The organism is Leifsonia sp. AG29, assembly GCF_009765225.1.
Classification (GTDB): Bacteria; Actinomycetota; Actinomycetes; order Actinomycetales; family Microbacteriaceae; genus Leifsonia.
This window is the reverse complement of sequence record NZ_VMSF01000001.1, coordinates 2,639,851-2,654,011: the sequence shown is the minus strand read 5'-3', so window position 1 is coordinate 2,654,011 and position 14,161 is coordinate 2,639,851. Positions and strand designations below refer to the sequence as shown.

General features: G+C 70.3%; 14 protein-coding genes and 1 pseudogene. 12 read left to right on the top strand and 3 right to left on the bottom strand.

Annotated elements, in window-relative coordinates:
- The first annotated feature begins 11 nt into the window (after positions 1-11).
- Positions 12-1,127, top strand: a complete 1,116-nt coding sequence (locus FPT20_RS12810) for an epoxide hydrolase family protein (RefSeq protein ID WP_158865831.1) — start codon at positions 12-14, stop codon at positions 1,125-1,127.
- Here the strand turns inward: FPT20_RS12810 and FPT20_RS12805 are convergent.
- On the bottom strand, positions 1,124-1,807 hold the full coding sequence (locus tag FPT20_RS12805; RefSeq protein ID WP_158865829.1) for a hypothetical protein: 684 nt from the start codon (positions 1,805-1,807) through the stop codon (positions 1,124-1,126). The genes FPT20_RS12810 and FPT20_RS12805 overlap by 4 nt on opposite strands.
- Before the next feature lie 154 nt (positions 1,808-1,961).
- On the opposite strand from FPT20_RS12805, the gene FPT20_RS12800 reads away from it, so the two are divergent.
- Positions 1,962-2,546, top strand: coding sequence for a hypothetical protein (locus FPT20_RS12800; protein WP_158865827.1), 585 nt, complete (start codon positions 1,962-1,964; stop codon positions 2,544-2,546).
- 25 nt (positions 2,547-2,571) lie between these two features.
- Here the strand turns inward: FPT20_RS12800 and FPT20_RS12795 are convergent, their stop codons facing one another.
- Complete coding sequence (locus FPT20_RS12795; protein WP_158865825.1) at positions 2,572-3,063, bottom strand: FBP domain-containing protein; 492 nt, start codon at positions 3,061-3,063, stop codon at positions 2,572-2,574.
- A 168-nt stretch (positions 3,064-3,231) separates the two neighbouring features.
- Between FPT20_RS12795 and FPT20_RS12790 the strand changes: the two are divergent.
- The 4 genes and pseudogenes from FPT20_RS12790 to FPT20_RS12780 form a co-directional block, all read left to right on the top strand.
- Positions 3,232-4,476, top strand: a pseudogene (locus tag FPT20_RS12790) (SulP family inorganic anion transporter); the annotation flags it as partial.
- Positions 4,477-4,485: 9 nt separating this feature from the next.
- On the top strand, positions 4,486-4,989 hold the full coding sequence (locus tag FPT20_RS18035; RefSeq protein ID WP_267902732.1) for a sodium-independent anion transporter: 504 nt from the start codon (positions 4,486-4,488) through the stop codon (positions 4,987-4,989).
- 229 nt (positions 4,990-5,218) lie between these two features.
- Entirely contained in the window at positions 5,219-5,662 is a 444-nt protein-coding gene (locus tag FPT20_RS12785) for a DUF805 domain-containing protein (protein WP_158865823.1), read from the top strand.
- A gap of 30 nt (positions 5,663-5,692) precedes the next feature.
- Positions 5,693-6,091 (top strand): VOC family protein, encoded by a 399-nt coding sequence (locus tag FPT20_RS12780; protein WP_158865821.1) that lies wholly within the window; start codon positions 5,693-5,695, stop codon positions 6,089-6,091.
- A 9-nt stretch (positions 6,092-6,100) separates the two neighbouring features.
- On the opposite strand, the gene FPT20_RS12775 is transcribed toward FPT20_RS12780, so the two are convergent.
- Positions 6,101-7,090 carry an Lrp/AsnC family transcriptional regulator gene (locus FPT20_RS12775; RefSeq protein WP_233265516.1) on the bottom strand — a complete coding sequence of 330 codons (990 nt, stop codon included), beginning with the start codon at positions 7,088-7,090 and terminating at the stop codon, positions 6,101-6,103.
- A 148-nt stretch (positions 7,091-7,238) separates the two neighbouring features.
- Here FPT20_RS12775 and FPT20_RS12770 point away from each other — a divergent pair, with 148 nt between their 5' ends.
- Genes FPT20_RS12770 through FPT20_RS12745 form a run of 6 tightly spaced genes read left to right on the top strand, consistent with a single transcriptional unit; the run spans position 7,239 to position 14,084 of the window.
- A complete protein-coding gene (locus FPT20_RS12770) occupies positions 7,239-8,096 on the top strand; it encodes a transporter substrate-binding domain-containing protein (protein WP_158865819.1) in 858 nt (285 codons plus the stop codon).
- Positions 8,097-8,128: 32 nt separating this feature from the next.
- Positions 8,129-8,899, top strand: a complete 771-nt coding sequence (locus FPT20_RS12765; protein WP_158865817.1) for an amino acid ABC transporter permease — start codon at positions 8,129-8,131, stop codon at positions 8,897-8,899.
- Positions 8,896-9,675 carry an amino acid ABC transporter ATP-binding protein gene (locus tag FPT20_RS12760; RefSeq protein WP_158865815.1) on the top strand — a complete coding sequence of 260 codons (780 nt, stop codon included), beginning with the start codon at positions 8,896-8,898 and terminating at the stop codon, positions 9,673-9,675. The genes FPT20_RS12765 and FPT20_RS12760 overlap by 4 nt, the downstream gene beginning before the upstream one ends.
- Positions 9,665-10,660, top strand: a complete 996-nt coding sequence (locus FPT20_RS12755) for a C-terminal binding protein (protein ID WP_158865813.1) — start codon at positions 9,665-9,667, stop codon at positions 10,658-10,660. The genes FPT20_RS12760 and FPT20_RS12755 overlap by 11 nt, the downstream gene beginning before the upstream one ends.
- Positions 10,661-10,674: 14 nt before the next feature.
- A complete protein-coding gene (locus FPT20_RS12750) occupies positions 10,675-12,375 on the top strand; it encodes an amidohydrolase (protein WP_158865811.1) in 1,701 nt (566 codons plus the stop codon).
- On the top strand, positions 12,372-14,084 hold the full coding sequence (locus FPT20_RS12745; RefSeq protein WP_158865809.1) for a thiamine pyrophosphate-binding protein: 1,713 nt from the start codon (positions 12,372-12,374) through the stop codon (positions 14,082-14,084). Before FPT20_RS12750 ends, FPT20_RS12745 begins: the two co-directional genes overlap by 4 nt.
- The last annotated feature ends 77 nt before the right edge of the window (positions 14,085-14,161 follow it).

Sequence of the window (14,161 nt, the reverse complement as noted above, 5' to 3'; positions counted from 1 at the left end):
AGCGTGGCTGAATGGCCACCGACGACTTCCGCCTCCGCGTGCCCGACGACGTGCTCCACGATCTGCGCGACAGGCTGCGCCGTACCCGGCACTTTCGATCTCCGCGATCCGGCTGGGAGGGAGGCCTCGGGGGTGACGAACTCCGGTCGCTCGTCGACGGTTGGCTCGCGTTCGACTGGCGAGCCGAAGAGCAGCGGCTGAACCAGGTCGAGCAGCACCTCGTCGACATCGCGGGTCACCGCCTCCACTACGCGCGCCTGCGCGGGACCGGACCGGGCGAGCACACGCCGCTCCTGCTCCTGCACGGCTGGCCGAGCGCATTCGTCGAATACCTGCCGCTCGCTGAGCTGCTCCGCGACGACTTCGACGTCGTCATCCCGTCTCTCCCCGGCTTCACCTACTCGGAGCGGCTCGAGCCGCCGCTCACGCGGCGCGCGATCGCCGACGCGCTGCACGAGCTCATGTCCGGAGTGCTGGGCTTCGAGCGCTACGCGACGTTCGGCGGCGACATCGGTGGCGGAGCCTCCACCTGGCTCGGGGTGGACCACCCGGAGAGCCTCGTGGGCATCCAGCTGCTGAGCGGCCCGTTCCCGGCAGAGGTGGAGGCGCAGGACGAGACCGAGCGTCGCTATCTGGAGGCCCTGGACGTCTACGACCGGTCCGACGGCGGCTACAGCGAGATCATGCAGACCCGTCCGGACACGATCGCCGCCGCGCTGGCGGACTCCCCGGCCGGACTGCTCGCGTGGATCGCCGACAAGTGGCACGACTGGATCGACGCCCGGGAGGACGGCGCCTGGCAGCGCGTTGTCGAGTCCGGCATCCTCTACACGATCGCTACGCTCTACTGGGTGACCGACAGCATCGGCTCGTCGTTCCAGCAGTACTACGACTACGAGCACAACCCGCCACGGCCGCCGATCGCGGCGCCGGTGGGTGTGTACCTGGCGAACGAGCCGGTGATGGCGGGCTTCCCGCGATCGCTGGCCGAGCGGGCAGCGCCCGATCTCCGGGACTTCGTCCAGGCTCCGGCCGGCGGCCATTTCGCCGGGTTCGAGGCGCCCGCCGCGGCAGCCGCAGCGATCCGCGCGTTCCACGGTGTCCGTGCGAGGACGCCGGTCTCCTAGCTCCCCATCGACGCGGGAACCGCCTCGCGCGTGCGAGCACCCTCCGAGATCGGCTTAGCCGTCATCAGCACGGACACGGCGGTCAGCCAGACGAGGTAGAGCGGGTAGGGCAGGAAAGCGGAGATCCATCCTCCCGGTGCCAGCGGGCCGCCGCCGGCGACCGTGCCGAACACGGGCACGATCTGCAGCACCGCCGCACCGATCGACAGCCAGCCGATCCATGGGGCGAACGCGTGACGGGTGAACGCCACGATGGCGACAGCCGCCAGCATCACGGCGAGCGGCAGACCGGCGATCAGGAAGAGCACGTCGTCGAGCGCTGCGAGCGACGTCGTAGGAGTCTCGAGTGTCAGCGCCTCCTGCACCGACAGTGCGATGAGCGAAACAGTGTTGGAGGCGGCTCCCGCTACCAAGGCGAGGACGGCGAGAGAACCGCCCGCGCCCTCGGCCGCGGCCACGCGCGATCTCAACCCCGCCAAGAACCAGAAGAAGAACGCTGCGCCGAGGACGAAGAGCAGCGTCTGCATCCGCACGGCGCCCGCCTGCTCCTGAAAATGCCGGAGCGTCGCCGCATCCGTGCCACCGCGGGCGATGCCGCGTTCGAACACCTCCGCGAGAAGCCCGATCGCCACCGACGCCAAACCGGCGACCCCGCCCTGTCGTTCGACGCTCCATGTCATGCCGTGATCATCGACCCACGCCGCTCCTCCCCGACAGAGCCGAAGGGCCCGCAACGCCGGAGCTCGCGTTCCGGAAGGCCGTGATCTGCTCCTCCGGGAGACCGGCCGCGGCAGGTCTTGCTCGGGTGGTATCCGATGTGGTCGGCTGGTGATCGTGAACTTCTTCCCGCCGGACCCGCCCGAAGACGAGACCGAAAACGCCGATCAGCCGCCGACGCCGTGGCGGAAGCCTTCGGACGACGAGGTTCCCGCCATCTACCCGACCGGTGAGACCATCGCTCTGACCGACACCGTCGCTCTCGTCCTGTCATTCGCGCGCGTCTACAGCAACGGTGTCGAGTTCGTCATCGACCGCCGCATCCGGCGGGGAGGCGCGAGCCGCGCGGACTGGCGGCAGATGCAGGCGCGGATCCACAACCATTTCGGGCCCGACCCCGAGCGCCTGCGCTTCGGGGTCGTCCTCGGCGACGGTCAGCAGTTGATCGCCGACCATCCGGGGATGTTGGGCGAGTCGCCGGAGGCGTCATCCCTGACTTATTCGGGCGGCGGAGGCGGCGGATCCGATGACATCTGGCGCTTCGAGGACGATCTCTGGCTGTGGCCGCTCCCGCCCGAAGGCCCGCTCGAGTTCGTCGTGCAGTGGCCCGCTTTCGGCGTGCCCGAGTCGCGCGTCGTGCTCGACAGCGCACCGCTGCGCGAATGCGCGTCCAGCGCGCGCCCCGTGTGGGGCGCGCGCTAGCGCCTGCGCCGGCCCGAGCCGCGGTTCAGCCCTGGCCGAGGACGTTGCGGGCGAAGGCGCCCACCCGCTCGCGCAGCACCTCGATGCGCTGCCGGCGTGCCGCCTCCACGTCGAACCCGATGTAGGCGGTCGGTGGCCGCTTGCGCACGTTGGCCGAGCACTCGAACCCGGCGCACACGAGCGTGCCGATCGTGTTGCCGTCGCGGCCTGCCTTGCCGGCGCGCTTCGCGATGAAGAAGACGACCTCGTTCGGGAGGTGGACGTCTTCGCACCAGGAGCACTGGGGGCGGGCCCGCACGCCGCCGTCGGCCTTGCGCAGCAGGATGCCGACCGGCTCGCCGTCGACGACGGTGACGACGTAGCCGACGTTGGGCAGTTTGCGGTCGCGCCAGCCCAGGTAGTCGAGGTCGTCCCAGTTCAGGGCGTCGAGCCCCGGTGGAGGGACGATCGCGGTGCGTTCGCGGAGGGTCGCGTTGACGAACGAGGCGCGAAGCTGCGCGTCGGTGAGCGGAATCATGTCAAAAGTCCTGTCTGTGGAGAGTCGCTGTCTAATGGCCGTGCCCGGTCGGGGCATGCGGCATCGAACGGCTCGGGGGACCCGAGCCGGGGGCAGCGTCATCTCACGCCGGCGCTGAGCGCGCCGACCACCTCCAGGCGCCCGGAGGGCAGGGAGGATCGGACGGACATGACACCCAGTATACGAACCTCGCCGGTGCCCCGGTGTCAGTCAGCGGTCCCGGGTAATGCACCCTGGCCTGACGGGAGGGGGACTGTCACACTGACCACCGTGGGGACGAGAAGGGCGTTCGAGAGACCTCTGGCGGGCCTGACGCGACGCAATCTGGGAAGAGAGCTCCTGGCCGGGGTGACCCTCCTGGCGATCGCCGTGCCCCTGAACATCGGTTATGCCCAGATCGCCGGCCTCCCGGCGACGGCCGGCTTGTACGCGCTGGTCTTCCCGACCGTCGTCTATGCGCTGGTGGTGTCCTCGCGTCAGTTGGTCGCGTCGCCGGACGCTGCGGCGGCCGCGCTGGTGGCTTCCTCGATCGGCGGCCTGGCCGTCGCCGGGAGTGCCGACTACGCCACGCTGGCGCTGGCGCAAGCGGTGATCGTGGGCGTCCTCTTCCTCGCCCTGTCCTTGTTCCGGCTCGGATTCCTCGCGAACTTCCTGTCCAAGCCGATCCTCGTCGGATTCGTCGGCGGTCTCGCGCTGGACATCATGGTCAGTCAGATCGCCAAGATGCTCGGCGTCAAGATCGATTCCGGCGCCGAGTTCGTGGACAAAGTCGTCGCCCTCGTCAGCGGGCTCGGCACCACGAACGGCTGGTCGGTGCTCATCTCGGTAGGGTCCGTCGTCGTGCTCGTCCTCGGTCGTCGTCTGCTCCCCGTCGTTCCGTGGGCGCTGGCCGTGCTCATCGTCGCGACCGTGATCGTCGTCGTCACGGATGCTCAGAGCGCGGGCGTCGCCGTCCTCGGGGAGATCCCGGCCGGGCCGCCGAAACTGACCTGGCCGATCATCGACTAGTCGATGTGGCTGGCGCTCATCCCGTCGGCGATCGCCCTCACCATGATCACCACGGCGGAGGGATTGCTGGTCTCGCGCGCGTACGGTGAGAAGCACGGCTACCCCACGAGCCCCAACCGGGACCTGTTCGCGTTCGGTGTCGGCAACATCATGGCCGGCGCCTCCGCCAGCTTCACCATCGGATCGTCCACCTCGCGCACGGCGGCGATGGACCAGGCCGGCTCACGCACTCAGCTGCCGTCCTTCGTCCTCGCCCTGGGGACACTGCTTCTGCTGCTGTTCGGCACGGCGCTCCTGGCAGACATCCCTTCTCCCGCCATCGGTGCCATTGTCGCCGTCGCCATCGTCCCGTTGCTCGGGTTCGCCGACTTCGTGGTGCTGTGGCGCAAGGACAAGTTCGAGTTCCTGATCGGCGTGGTGTGCTTCGTGGTCACGCTGCTCGTCGGATCGATCGCGGGCATCGTCGTGGCCTTCGTCCTGGCTCTGATCAATCTCGCCAAGCGCGCCGCGAACCCGGCCATCGACGTCCTCGAATCGAGCGGTGATCCCGGCGAGTCGTTGCTGACCGACGCCCCCCGCGGTACCGTGACCGCCCCCGGCGTCATCGTCATCCGTCTTGCCGCACCCTTGTTCTTCGCGAATGGCGACGTCTTCACGCAGGCGGTGAAGAGCGCCGTCACCAGCGCCGGCGACCAGGTGCGGCATCTCGTCATCGATATGGAGGCGGTCACCGACATCGACGTCACCGGGGCGGAGTCCTTCGAGACGCTGCAGGGCTGGCTGGCGGCGCACGACGTGAGCGTCGCGTTCAGCCGCGTCCGCCCGAACACCCTCGCCCGGCTGAAGCAACTCGATCTGCTCACCGATCAGTCGGTCTATTTGACGAACCGGGGTGCTCTGACGGCGTTGAGTCGCTAGCGTCGAGCGCCGTGACGGCGCCGGTCAGCGCGCGAGGAGCACCAGCTCGCGCGTCGACCGAGTCATCGACACGTACCGATCGACGGCCGACCACGATGTGCGCGGCCGTGACAGTCACAGTAGACGATTCTCTGCCCCGACCAGGCCCTTGCCGCAAGCCCCCACCCCGCCGGTATCCTGGAAATGCGGGAGGGGAACCGCGAATCGTCGCTCGGGGAAGGATCCGCGCATGACCGCACCTCAGGACTCGACCGGCGTTCCGCTCTGGCAGCCGTTGTACGGCGCCTCGTTCGCCGAGGCCATCCGCCGGTTCTTCAAGAAGTATTCGGACTTCACCGGGCGCGCGAGCCGCAGCGAGTTCTGGTGGTGGTTCCTCTTCGCGATCCTCGTCGCCGCCGTTTACGAGATCCTGCTGCTCACCCTCGGAACAGTCGGTAACGGAGGCCGCGGTCTCGGCTTCTTCGGCTGGCTGCTGATCGTGGTCTACATCGTCTGGGTCCTCGTGATCCTCGTGCCGAGCCTGGCGCTGACGTGGCGCCGCTTGCACGACGCGAACCTCGCCGGTCCGTTCTGGTTCCTCGGGTTCATCCCGCTCGCCGGCCCGATCATCCTGCTCGTCTTCTACGTGCTGCCCTCGAAGGCGGAGGGCGCGCGGTTCGACCGGGCACGCTGAATCGCAGGCGACACGAGGCGGGGTGACGGCATGCGCCTGAGCGACTTCGACGTGCGCGCCTCCGTCGCGGTCTCCGACATCGACCGCGCTGCCGAGTTCTACGAGGACAGGCTGGGGCTTCCCGTGGTGGGTCGCGGTCCCAGCGCGGCGATCCTGGAGGGCAGCCGGATCTACGGATCCGGCGGCCGGCACGCGCTGAACGTCTACCAGTCGACGACCGCGGGCACCTCGCAGGCGACCGTGGCCACCTGGTACGTCGACGACCTGGACGCCGTCGTCGGCGAGCTCGCCGCGAGGGGCGTCGAGTTCGCCCGCTACGACGGGCTCGACCACGACGACCGGGGTATCACCGCCCGGGCTGGAGGAGGACGGATCGCCTGGTTCCGCGACCCCGACGGCAACACCTTCGCCATCGAGTCCGATCGGTAGGGCCCTCGGTCAGCGGGAGTTCGCCGATTCCTCCCGCGCCGCCCGGATGCGGTTGAGGCTGTTCTGGTAGCGCTCCTCGTGGACGCGAGCGTGCATCCACTCGTCCACCACCTTCACGCCCGGGGTGTGCCGGAGGCGGGCGAGGAGGCTCGTGAACTCCTCCAGATTCCGGAACGTGATCGTCGCCACCAGATCGAACCGGCCGACCCCTGAGGCGAGGAACTCGAGCATCGGCTCGGCGAGGAGCAGCTGAAGGACCTCGTCGTCATCGCCGTCCAGCACGATCCCGAACCCGAAGGCGAGGCCCTCGGCGTCCGCTCGCTCGCGGCGGACGACGGCGCCGATCGCCATGGCGCCGGACTCGATCAGCCGGGTGAGGCGTGTCCGGCAGCCGCTGATCGAGAGGCCGACCTGGTCGCTCAGCTCGGCGTACCCGAGCCGCCCGTCCCGCTGGAGGAGCTCCATGATCTGAAGATCGACCTCGTCGAGCGAGTGCGGGATGAGCCGGGGCTCCTCCCCGAGGAAGAAGCTGCGCAGCATCCGCTCGTAGAGCATGACGGCCACCTCGTCGACGCCGTCCATCCGGCGGACCTGCCGCACGACCGCCTGCAGCTCCGCCAGCGACGTGAGGTGGACCTCCAGGACGAGCTGCATCGGGCCTGTGATCTCCGAGATGAAGACCGTCGACTCGATCTGCGCGATAGCACGGGCCAGCGCGTAGATGTCGCCCTCCGCCCGCACCATGAGGTGAGCCAGCACGTCGAGCCCGAGCAGGCGCGGGTGGACGGCCGCGATGACCCGGAGCGAACCGTCTTCGAGCAGGGGGGAGATGCGCCGGGCCACGTTGGCGCGGGTGGTCCCGAGCCGGCGCGCCAGGTCGCTGTAGGAGGCGCGGCCGTCGCGGCGCAGGAGCGCGATCGCGCCCTCGGTGATCTCGTCCACTCGTTCACGGTAGCGCACCGAGGCGGTTGCTGCACATATTTGCAGTTCCGTGCTCACCCAGAGATGGAAAAGAGCAAAAGCGTGTCACAGACAGATCACTTTTTCGTTCTGAGGCGACCAAAACAGCAAAATGGTGTTGACACGCCGGTGTCGGTTCCTGCATCATCGACACACCCACTCCCGGCCTCTTCATTGGAGAAGAACCATGAAACTGCGTGTCCTCGGCTTCGCGGGAATCGCTGCCGCCGCCCTCGTCCTGACCGCCTGCTCGAGCTCTCCGGCCGCCGGTGGCTCCGCCTCCTCCGGCGCCTCCGCGAAGGCTCCCGCCGGTCTCATGGACGCGAGCACGCTCACCGCGTGCATCGATCCCGAGTACGCCCCGCTCGAGTCGTACAAGAACGGCTCCAGCGGCGACGTGGTGGGCTTCGACGCCGATGGCGTCCGTGCGCTGGCCAAGCACTGGGGCGTCACGCCGAAGTTCAACATCACCTCCTTCGACGGGCTCATGCCGGCGCTCAACGCGGGCCGGTGCGACATCGTGTGGAGCGGCCTCTACCAGAGCGATGCGCGCAAGGCGATCTCGGACTCCTCGCCCTACATGCAGGCGGGGCCGACGGCCGTCGCGGCGCCGGGCCTCGCCGGCAAGCTCCGCAAGCAGGAGGACCTCTGCGGCCTCCGCGTCGTGACGCAGGCCGCCTCGGCCAACTCGGCCGATGTGACCGCCCTGTCGAAGAAGTGCGAGGCCGACGGCAAGAAGCCGATCAGCCACAGCGACTACCCGCAGACCGCCCAGACCGTGCTCGCGGTCGTGAACGGCAAGGCCGACGTGCTCGTCGAGACGAACGTCGGCGCCGCCTACATCGCCTCGCAGAACGAGGGCAAACTCGCGGTAGCGAAGGGCGTCTTTCCGGCGGAGACCACGTTCGGGGTCTTCACCCGCAAGGGCGACAAGCTGAGCGGCTCCGTCGGCAGGGGCCTCAAGGCGCTCTACCAGGACGGCACCCTCAAGAAGATCGCCGAGCAGTACAAGCTCGACACCGCCTCGCTCGACGTCTACAAGTGACCGTCGCGAACCCGAGAGCATAGGACGCCGTCATGGGCTTCGATCCGCAGATCTTCCTGCAGCAACTCGTCAACCCGCAGTACCTGTGGGGGGCGCTCCTCTCCATCGGGGTCGCGGTGGTCTCCCTGATCATCGCCACCCTGCTGGGCTTCGCGCTCGCGCTGGGGCGCACCTCCGCCAGCAAGTGGGCCACCGCTGTCTCCGGCGCGTACATCTGGTTCTTCCGCGCCATCCCCGCCCTTCTCGTGCTGCTGATCATGTGGAACGCGCTCCCGCAACTGATCCCGCTGCTGAAGGCCGACTGGTACTCGCCCTTCATCGCGGCATCCGTGGGGCTGGGACTCGTGGAGGCGGCGTTCATGGCCGAGATCATCCGCTCGGCCCTGAGCAGCGTCGACGAGGGCCAGGGCCTCGCGGGCCGTGCGCTCGGCATGACCCCGGCCTCGGTCATGCGGAAGGTTATCCTCCCGCAGGCCATCCGGACCGCCCTCCCGCCGACCGGCAACGAGTTCATCGGACTCGTCAAGTACTCGTCGCTGGCCTCGGTCATCTCGCTGCAGGAGCTCCTGACCACGGCGCAGGTCGGGGTCAACGTCACCTTCCGCTACGCGGAGTACTACGCGGTGGCCATCATCTACTACCTCGTGATCGTCACGATCATCACCCTCATCCAGGGCCGGATCGAGAAGCGGTTCCTGTGGACGTCGCGCGGCGCGAAGAAGCTGCTGCGCCCGATCGCCACGGACACCGAGTTCATCGCCGCGACCCGGGTCCGCCGCGAACGAAAGGGCGTGAACGCATGAACACCGTCGAGGCGGCGGTCCCCGCGCTCCAGGTGCGGTCCCTCCACAAGAAGTACGAGGACCTCGAGGTGCTGAAGGGCGTCGAGTTCGAGATCCACCGGGGCGAGGTGAAGGCGGTCCTCGGCCCGAGCGGCTCGGGCAAGTCGACCATGCTCCGCCTCATGGCCCTGCTGGAGGCGGCGGATCAAGGGGAGGTCCTCCTCGCCGGCAAGCGCATCGGCGCGACGGGCCCGGTCGACCGGCCGCAGTACCACCACGAGCGCAAGCTCGCGGTCGAGCGGCGGCAGATCGGGATGGTCTTCCAGCGCTTCAACCTCTTCCCGCACATGAACGCGCTCGACAACGTCGCCCTCGCGCTCACCGACGTGCAGAAGGTCGACAAGGCACAGGCGAAGGAGCGCGCCTACACGATGCTCCAGCGGGTCGGCCTCGCCGACCGTGATGGCCACTACCCGTCCGAGCTGTCCGGCGGCCAGCAGCAGCGCGTCGCCATCGCTCGCGCGCTCGTGCTCAACCCGCAGGTCATGCTGTTCGACGAGCCCACCTCCGCCCTCGACCCGGAGCTGGTCGGCGAGGTGCTCGATGTCATGGAGCAGCTCGCCGCGGAGGGCATGACGATGATCGTCGTCACGCACGAGGTGCGATTCGCGCGCCGCGCCGCCGACGAGGTCTCGCTGTTCGACTCGGGCGTGCTGGTCGAGCAGGCCCCGCCGGAGGAGTTCTTCGAGAACCCGCAGCACGAGCGCACCAAGAGGTTCCTCAGCCATGTCCGCTGACCGACCCCTCGCCGTCTACACCGACACCGACGACATCGATCCGGCCCCCGGCATCGAGCTGCTGGAGGCCGCCGGCTTCGACGTGGTGCGCCTCGAGACGCGCGACGCCGACGACATCGTCGCCGCGGCCGAGGGCGCGGAGGCGCTGATGGTGGGCTACGCCGCCGTCGACGCCGACCTGATCCGCCGCCTCCCCTCGTTGCGCATCATCTCGATGCTCTCCATGGGCTACGACAACGTCGACGTGGAGGCGGCCACCGCCGCGGGCGTCTGGGTCGCCAACCTCGTCGGCGCTGCCACCGACGAGGTCGCGGCGCACGCCCTCGGCCTCGCGCTCGCCGCACGGTCGATCGACCGCGCGGCCCGCGGGACGCGGGACGGCGGCTGGGGCCTCCCGCACGCTCCGAAGGCGACGACCGAGAGCACGGTCGGCGTGCTGGGTCTCGGCCGGATCGGGAGGCGGTTCGCCGGGTTCGCGGCGCCGCTGTTCGGCGAGGTCATCGGGACGGACCCGATGCTCCCCGACGACGAGCAGGCGCGCGGCGGCCTGGCGGCGGCAGGCATCCGCCGGGTCGGGCTCGACGAGCTGCTGGCGGAGTCGGATGTGCTGTCGCTCCACCTCCCGCTCAGCGATGAGACGGCGCAGCTCGTCGACGCCGACTTCCTCGCGGCCATGCGCCCGGGATCGGTCCTCGTCAACGTCAGCCGCGGCGGACTGATCGACGAGGAGGCGCTGCTGGCGGCGCTCGATTCGGGCCACCTCTCCGGCGCCGGTCTCGACGTCGTCGCGGCCGAGCCTCCCGCCCTCGACCACCCGTTCCGGTCGCACCCTCACGTGGTGCTGACGCCGCACGTCGCCTACCTGTCGTCCCGCACGGGACGCGCGTACGCGACCGGGCAGGCCCGGAACGTCATCGCGCTGTTCACGGACGGCGCACCCCTCACCCCCGTCAACCGTCCGGCCGCCGTCCCGGCAGCCCACTGACGAGAAGGACTCGCATGCGCAAGCTCTCCCTGCCCGACCGCTCCCTCGAGGAGCAGGGCGCCGACATCGTCGTCGCCCGCCGCATCCGGACGCTCGACCCGGGCGACACCGTCGCCACGGCGATGCTCATCGTCAACGGCCTCGTCGCCGCCACCGGAACCCCGGAGGAGTGCCAGGAGGCGGCGAAGCGGTACGCCGCCGCGCCGCCGCGCCTCCACGACCTCGGCGACGCGGTGATCGTCCCCGGCTTCATCGACCCGCACGCGCACCCGCTGATGCTCGGGCAGATGATGAGCTGGGTGGACTGCGGGCCGTCCAAGGCGGGCAGCATCCCGGAGATCGTGGCGCTCCTCCGGGAGGCGGCCGAGACCACGCCGGGCGATCTCCCGGTCCGGGGCTACGGATACGAGCAGCGCAACCTCGCCGAGCAGCGGCACCCGACCCGGTTCGAACTCGACCAGGTCGCGACGGACCGCCAGGTCTACCTGATGAACGCCTCCGGTCACGGCGGCGTCGTCAACAGCTTCACGTTCGAGACGTTCGGCATCACGCGCGACACCCCCGACCCCGAGGGCGGCGAGTTCTTCCGCGACGCGGACGGCGAGCTCACCGGCGAGCTGTCGGACGCCGCGTGCAACATCCTCACCGGCGTCCACGGGGTGAAGATCGGGCACCACGGCCCCAACTTCCACCTGGGGGACGCCCCGGAGGAGCACGTCCGGCAGCTGGCGACGGCGCAGCGCGAGTTCCTGGAGGGAGGCGTCACCACGATCGGCGACGCCCAGGTCTCCCGCCGCGAGTTCGACACCTACCTCCGGCTGGCCGAGCGCAAGGGACTGCACCTGCGCGCCTCCCTGTACCTGCTCTCGCACCTCCTCGACGACGCGTTGGAGATCGGGCTCCACGGCCAGTTCGGCAACGCTCAGCTGAGCGTCGCGGGCATCAAGCTGTACGCCGACGGGACCCTCGGCGGCTGGACCGCCTACTTCCCGGACGGGTACGTGGGCGACCCGTGCCGCACCGGGCAGCTCTATCACGAGCCGGCCGAGTACGCGGCGCTGATCGCGCGGGCGCACGCCGCGGGCCTCCAGACGGCCACCCACGCGCAGTCGCCCACCGCCATCGAGATGGTCGTCTCGGCGATCGAGGAGGCGCAGTCGGCCGTTCCGCGGCCGGACGCGCGGCACCGGATCGAGCACTGCGGCCTCCCGACGCCCGAGCAGATCGAGCGCATGGCGGTGGCGGGAATCCGCCCGGTGAACCAGCCCCAGCACTACTACAACTGGGGCGAGGGAGTGGAGGACGCCATCGGCACGCCCGGCGAGCGCTTCAACCCGCTCGGAGAGTTCGTGCGGGCCGGTGTGCCCGTGACGCTCTCGTCGGACGCTCCCGTGGCGCAGCCGCGACCGCTCGAGGCGATCCAGGTCGCGGTCACGCGGGTCACCCGCCGCGGGCACAAGCTCGGGCCGGACGATCTGCGGATCGACGTCGCGACAGCGCTCCGCGGCCACACGATCGAGGGCGCGCGGTCGATCGGGCGGGAGGACGACCTCGGCTCGCTGGAGGTCGGCAAGCGCGCCGACTTCGCGGTGCTCTCGGCGGACCTCGACGAGGTGCCCGCCGAGGAGATCGGCGCCATCCGCGTGCTCGAGACCTGGATCGACGGGGTCCGTCGCCACAGCCTCGCCGTCGTCGCCGCGGGCAGCCTCTCGTGACGACGACGAGCGCCGCTGCCACCGCCTCCGCGGGTCCGGCCGGTGCGGACGACCGCGAGCTCCGGGCCGCCGAGGCGGCCGGGGTGGCGCTCGACAACGCCGGGCTCGCGGTGCTGCAGACCATCCGCGCCTATGGGGTCGACACGGTCTTCGGGATTCCCGGGACCCACAACCTCGAGTTCTACCGGCACCTCCCTCGCCTCGGGATTCGCGCCGTGACCTCCCGTCACGAGCAGGGCGCGGGGTACGCGGCCGACGGCTGGGCGCAGCGGACCGGGATGCCGGGTGTTGTGATCACGACGTCCGGACCCGGCCTCCTGAACGCCCTGTCGGCCGCGGGGACCGCGTACTGCGAGTCGCGACCGCTCATCATCCTGTCGCCCGGCGTCGCCCGGGGTGCCGAGTTCGCCGATGTCGGGACGCTGCACGAGACCAAGGACGCGACCGCGGCGAGCGGGGCGATCGTGGAGTGGAGCCGCCGGGTCGGGTCGGCGGCCGAGGCGGTGGAGGCCGTCCACGACGCTTTCCGCCTGTTCCGCACAGGGCGTCCTCGGCCGGTCCACATCGAGCTGCCGCTCGACGTGCTGGAGGGTGCGGCCGACGTGCCCGCTTCCGACCGCGAGGCGCGCCCGGCGCCGCCTCTCGTGACAGCGGACCCTGAGGGGGTGGCGCGAGCCGCCCGCATCCTCGCCGACGCGACGCATCCCGTGATCGTCGCCGGTGGAGGCGCGACCCGCGCCGGCGCAGCGCTCACGGCGCTCGCGGAGCGGCTCGGCGCCCCCGTGGTCACCACCCTCAACGGGAAGGGCACCGTCCCCGAATCGCACCCGCTCTCGGTCGGGGCAGAGCTCCGCCTGGCGGCCGCGCAGGAGCTCGTCAACGGGTCGGACGGCGTACTGATCGTGGGCGCCAAGATCGGCGAGGCCGAGCTGTGGGGCGGGGTGATCGCCCCCACCGGCCCGGTGGTCCGAGTCGACATCCTCGAGAGCCAAGGGCAGAAGAACGTCGCGGGCGATGTGGTGCTCGTCGGCCACGCGGAGGCCGTCGTGCCCCAACTGTCCCTGGCCATCGGAGAGGCGCCGGCGGGACCAGGCCGGCCCGGTGCGCGGTGCGACGTCGACGCCGTCCGCGCGTTGTGCGCGGAGCAGGCCGGCGCATTCGGCGAGACCACGGACACGGCGGCCCGCCGCATTGCCGCCGTCCTTCCCAGCGATGCGATCGTCGCCGGCGATTCCTCCCAGATCACCTACCTCGGCATGGCCAGCGCCGTCCGGCAGGACGAACCTCACGCCTTCCTCTACACCCCGGCTTACGCGACGCTCGGCTACGGGCTGCCCGCGGCCATCGGTGCCGCGGTCGCCGAGTCGGCACGTGGGAGCGAGGCTCGGCCGGTCGTAGCGGTTGTCGGCGACGGTGCCCTGATGTTCGCGGTGCAGGAGTTAGCCACGGCCGTCGAGCAGGGGGTGGATCTCACGGTGGTCTGCTACGACAACGGAGGCTATGGCGAGATCGAGCAGAACGAGGCCGACCGGGGCATTGCGCCGATCGGGGTGCGCCTGACGCAGCCGGACTGGCCGGCGCTCGCCGACGCGTTCGGGGCCCGCGGGTGGCCCGTGCGGCGGCTCGAGGACCTCGAGGTCGTCCTGCGGGAGGCTCAATCCGCTCCCGGCGTCAACCTGGTGCACGTGCCGGCGCGGCACTTCGGGTGAGCAGGGCCGTCGACCGATCGCACAGCCCGAGATCGGGACTCCCCGCTGGGCCGACGGCGCCGCTAGCCTGGCCGCGA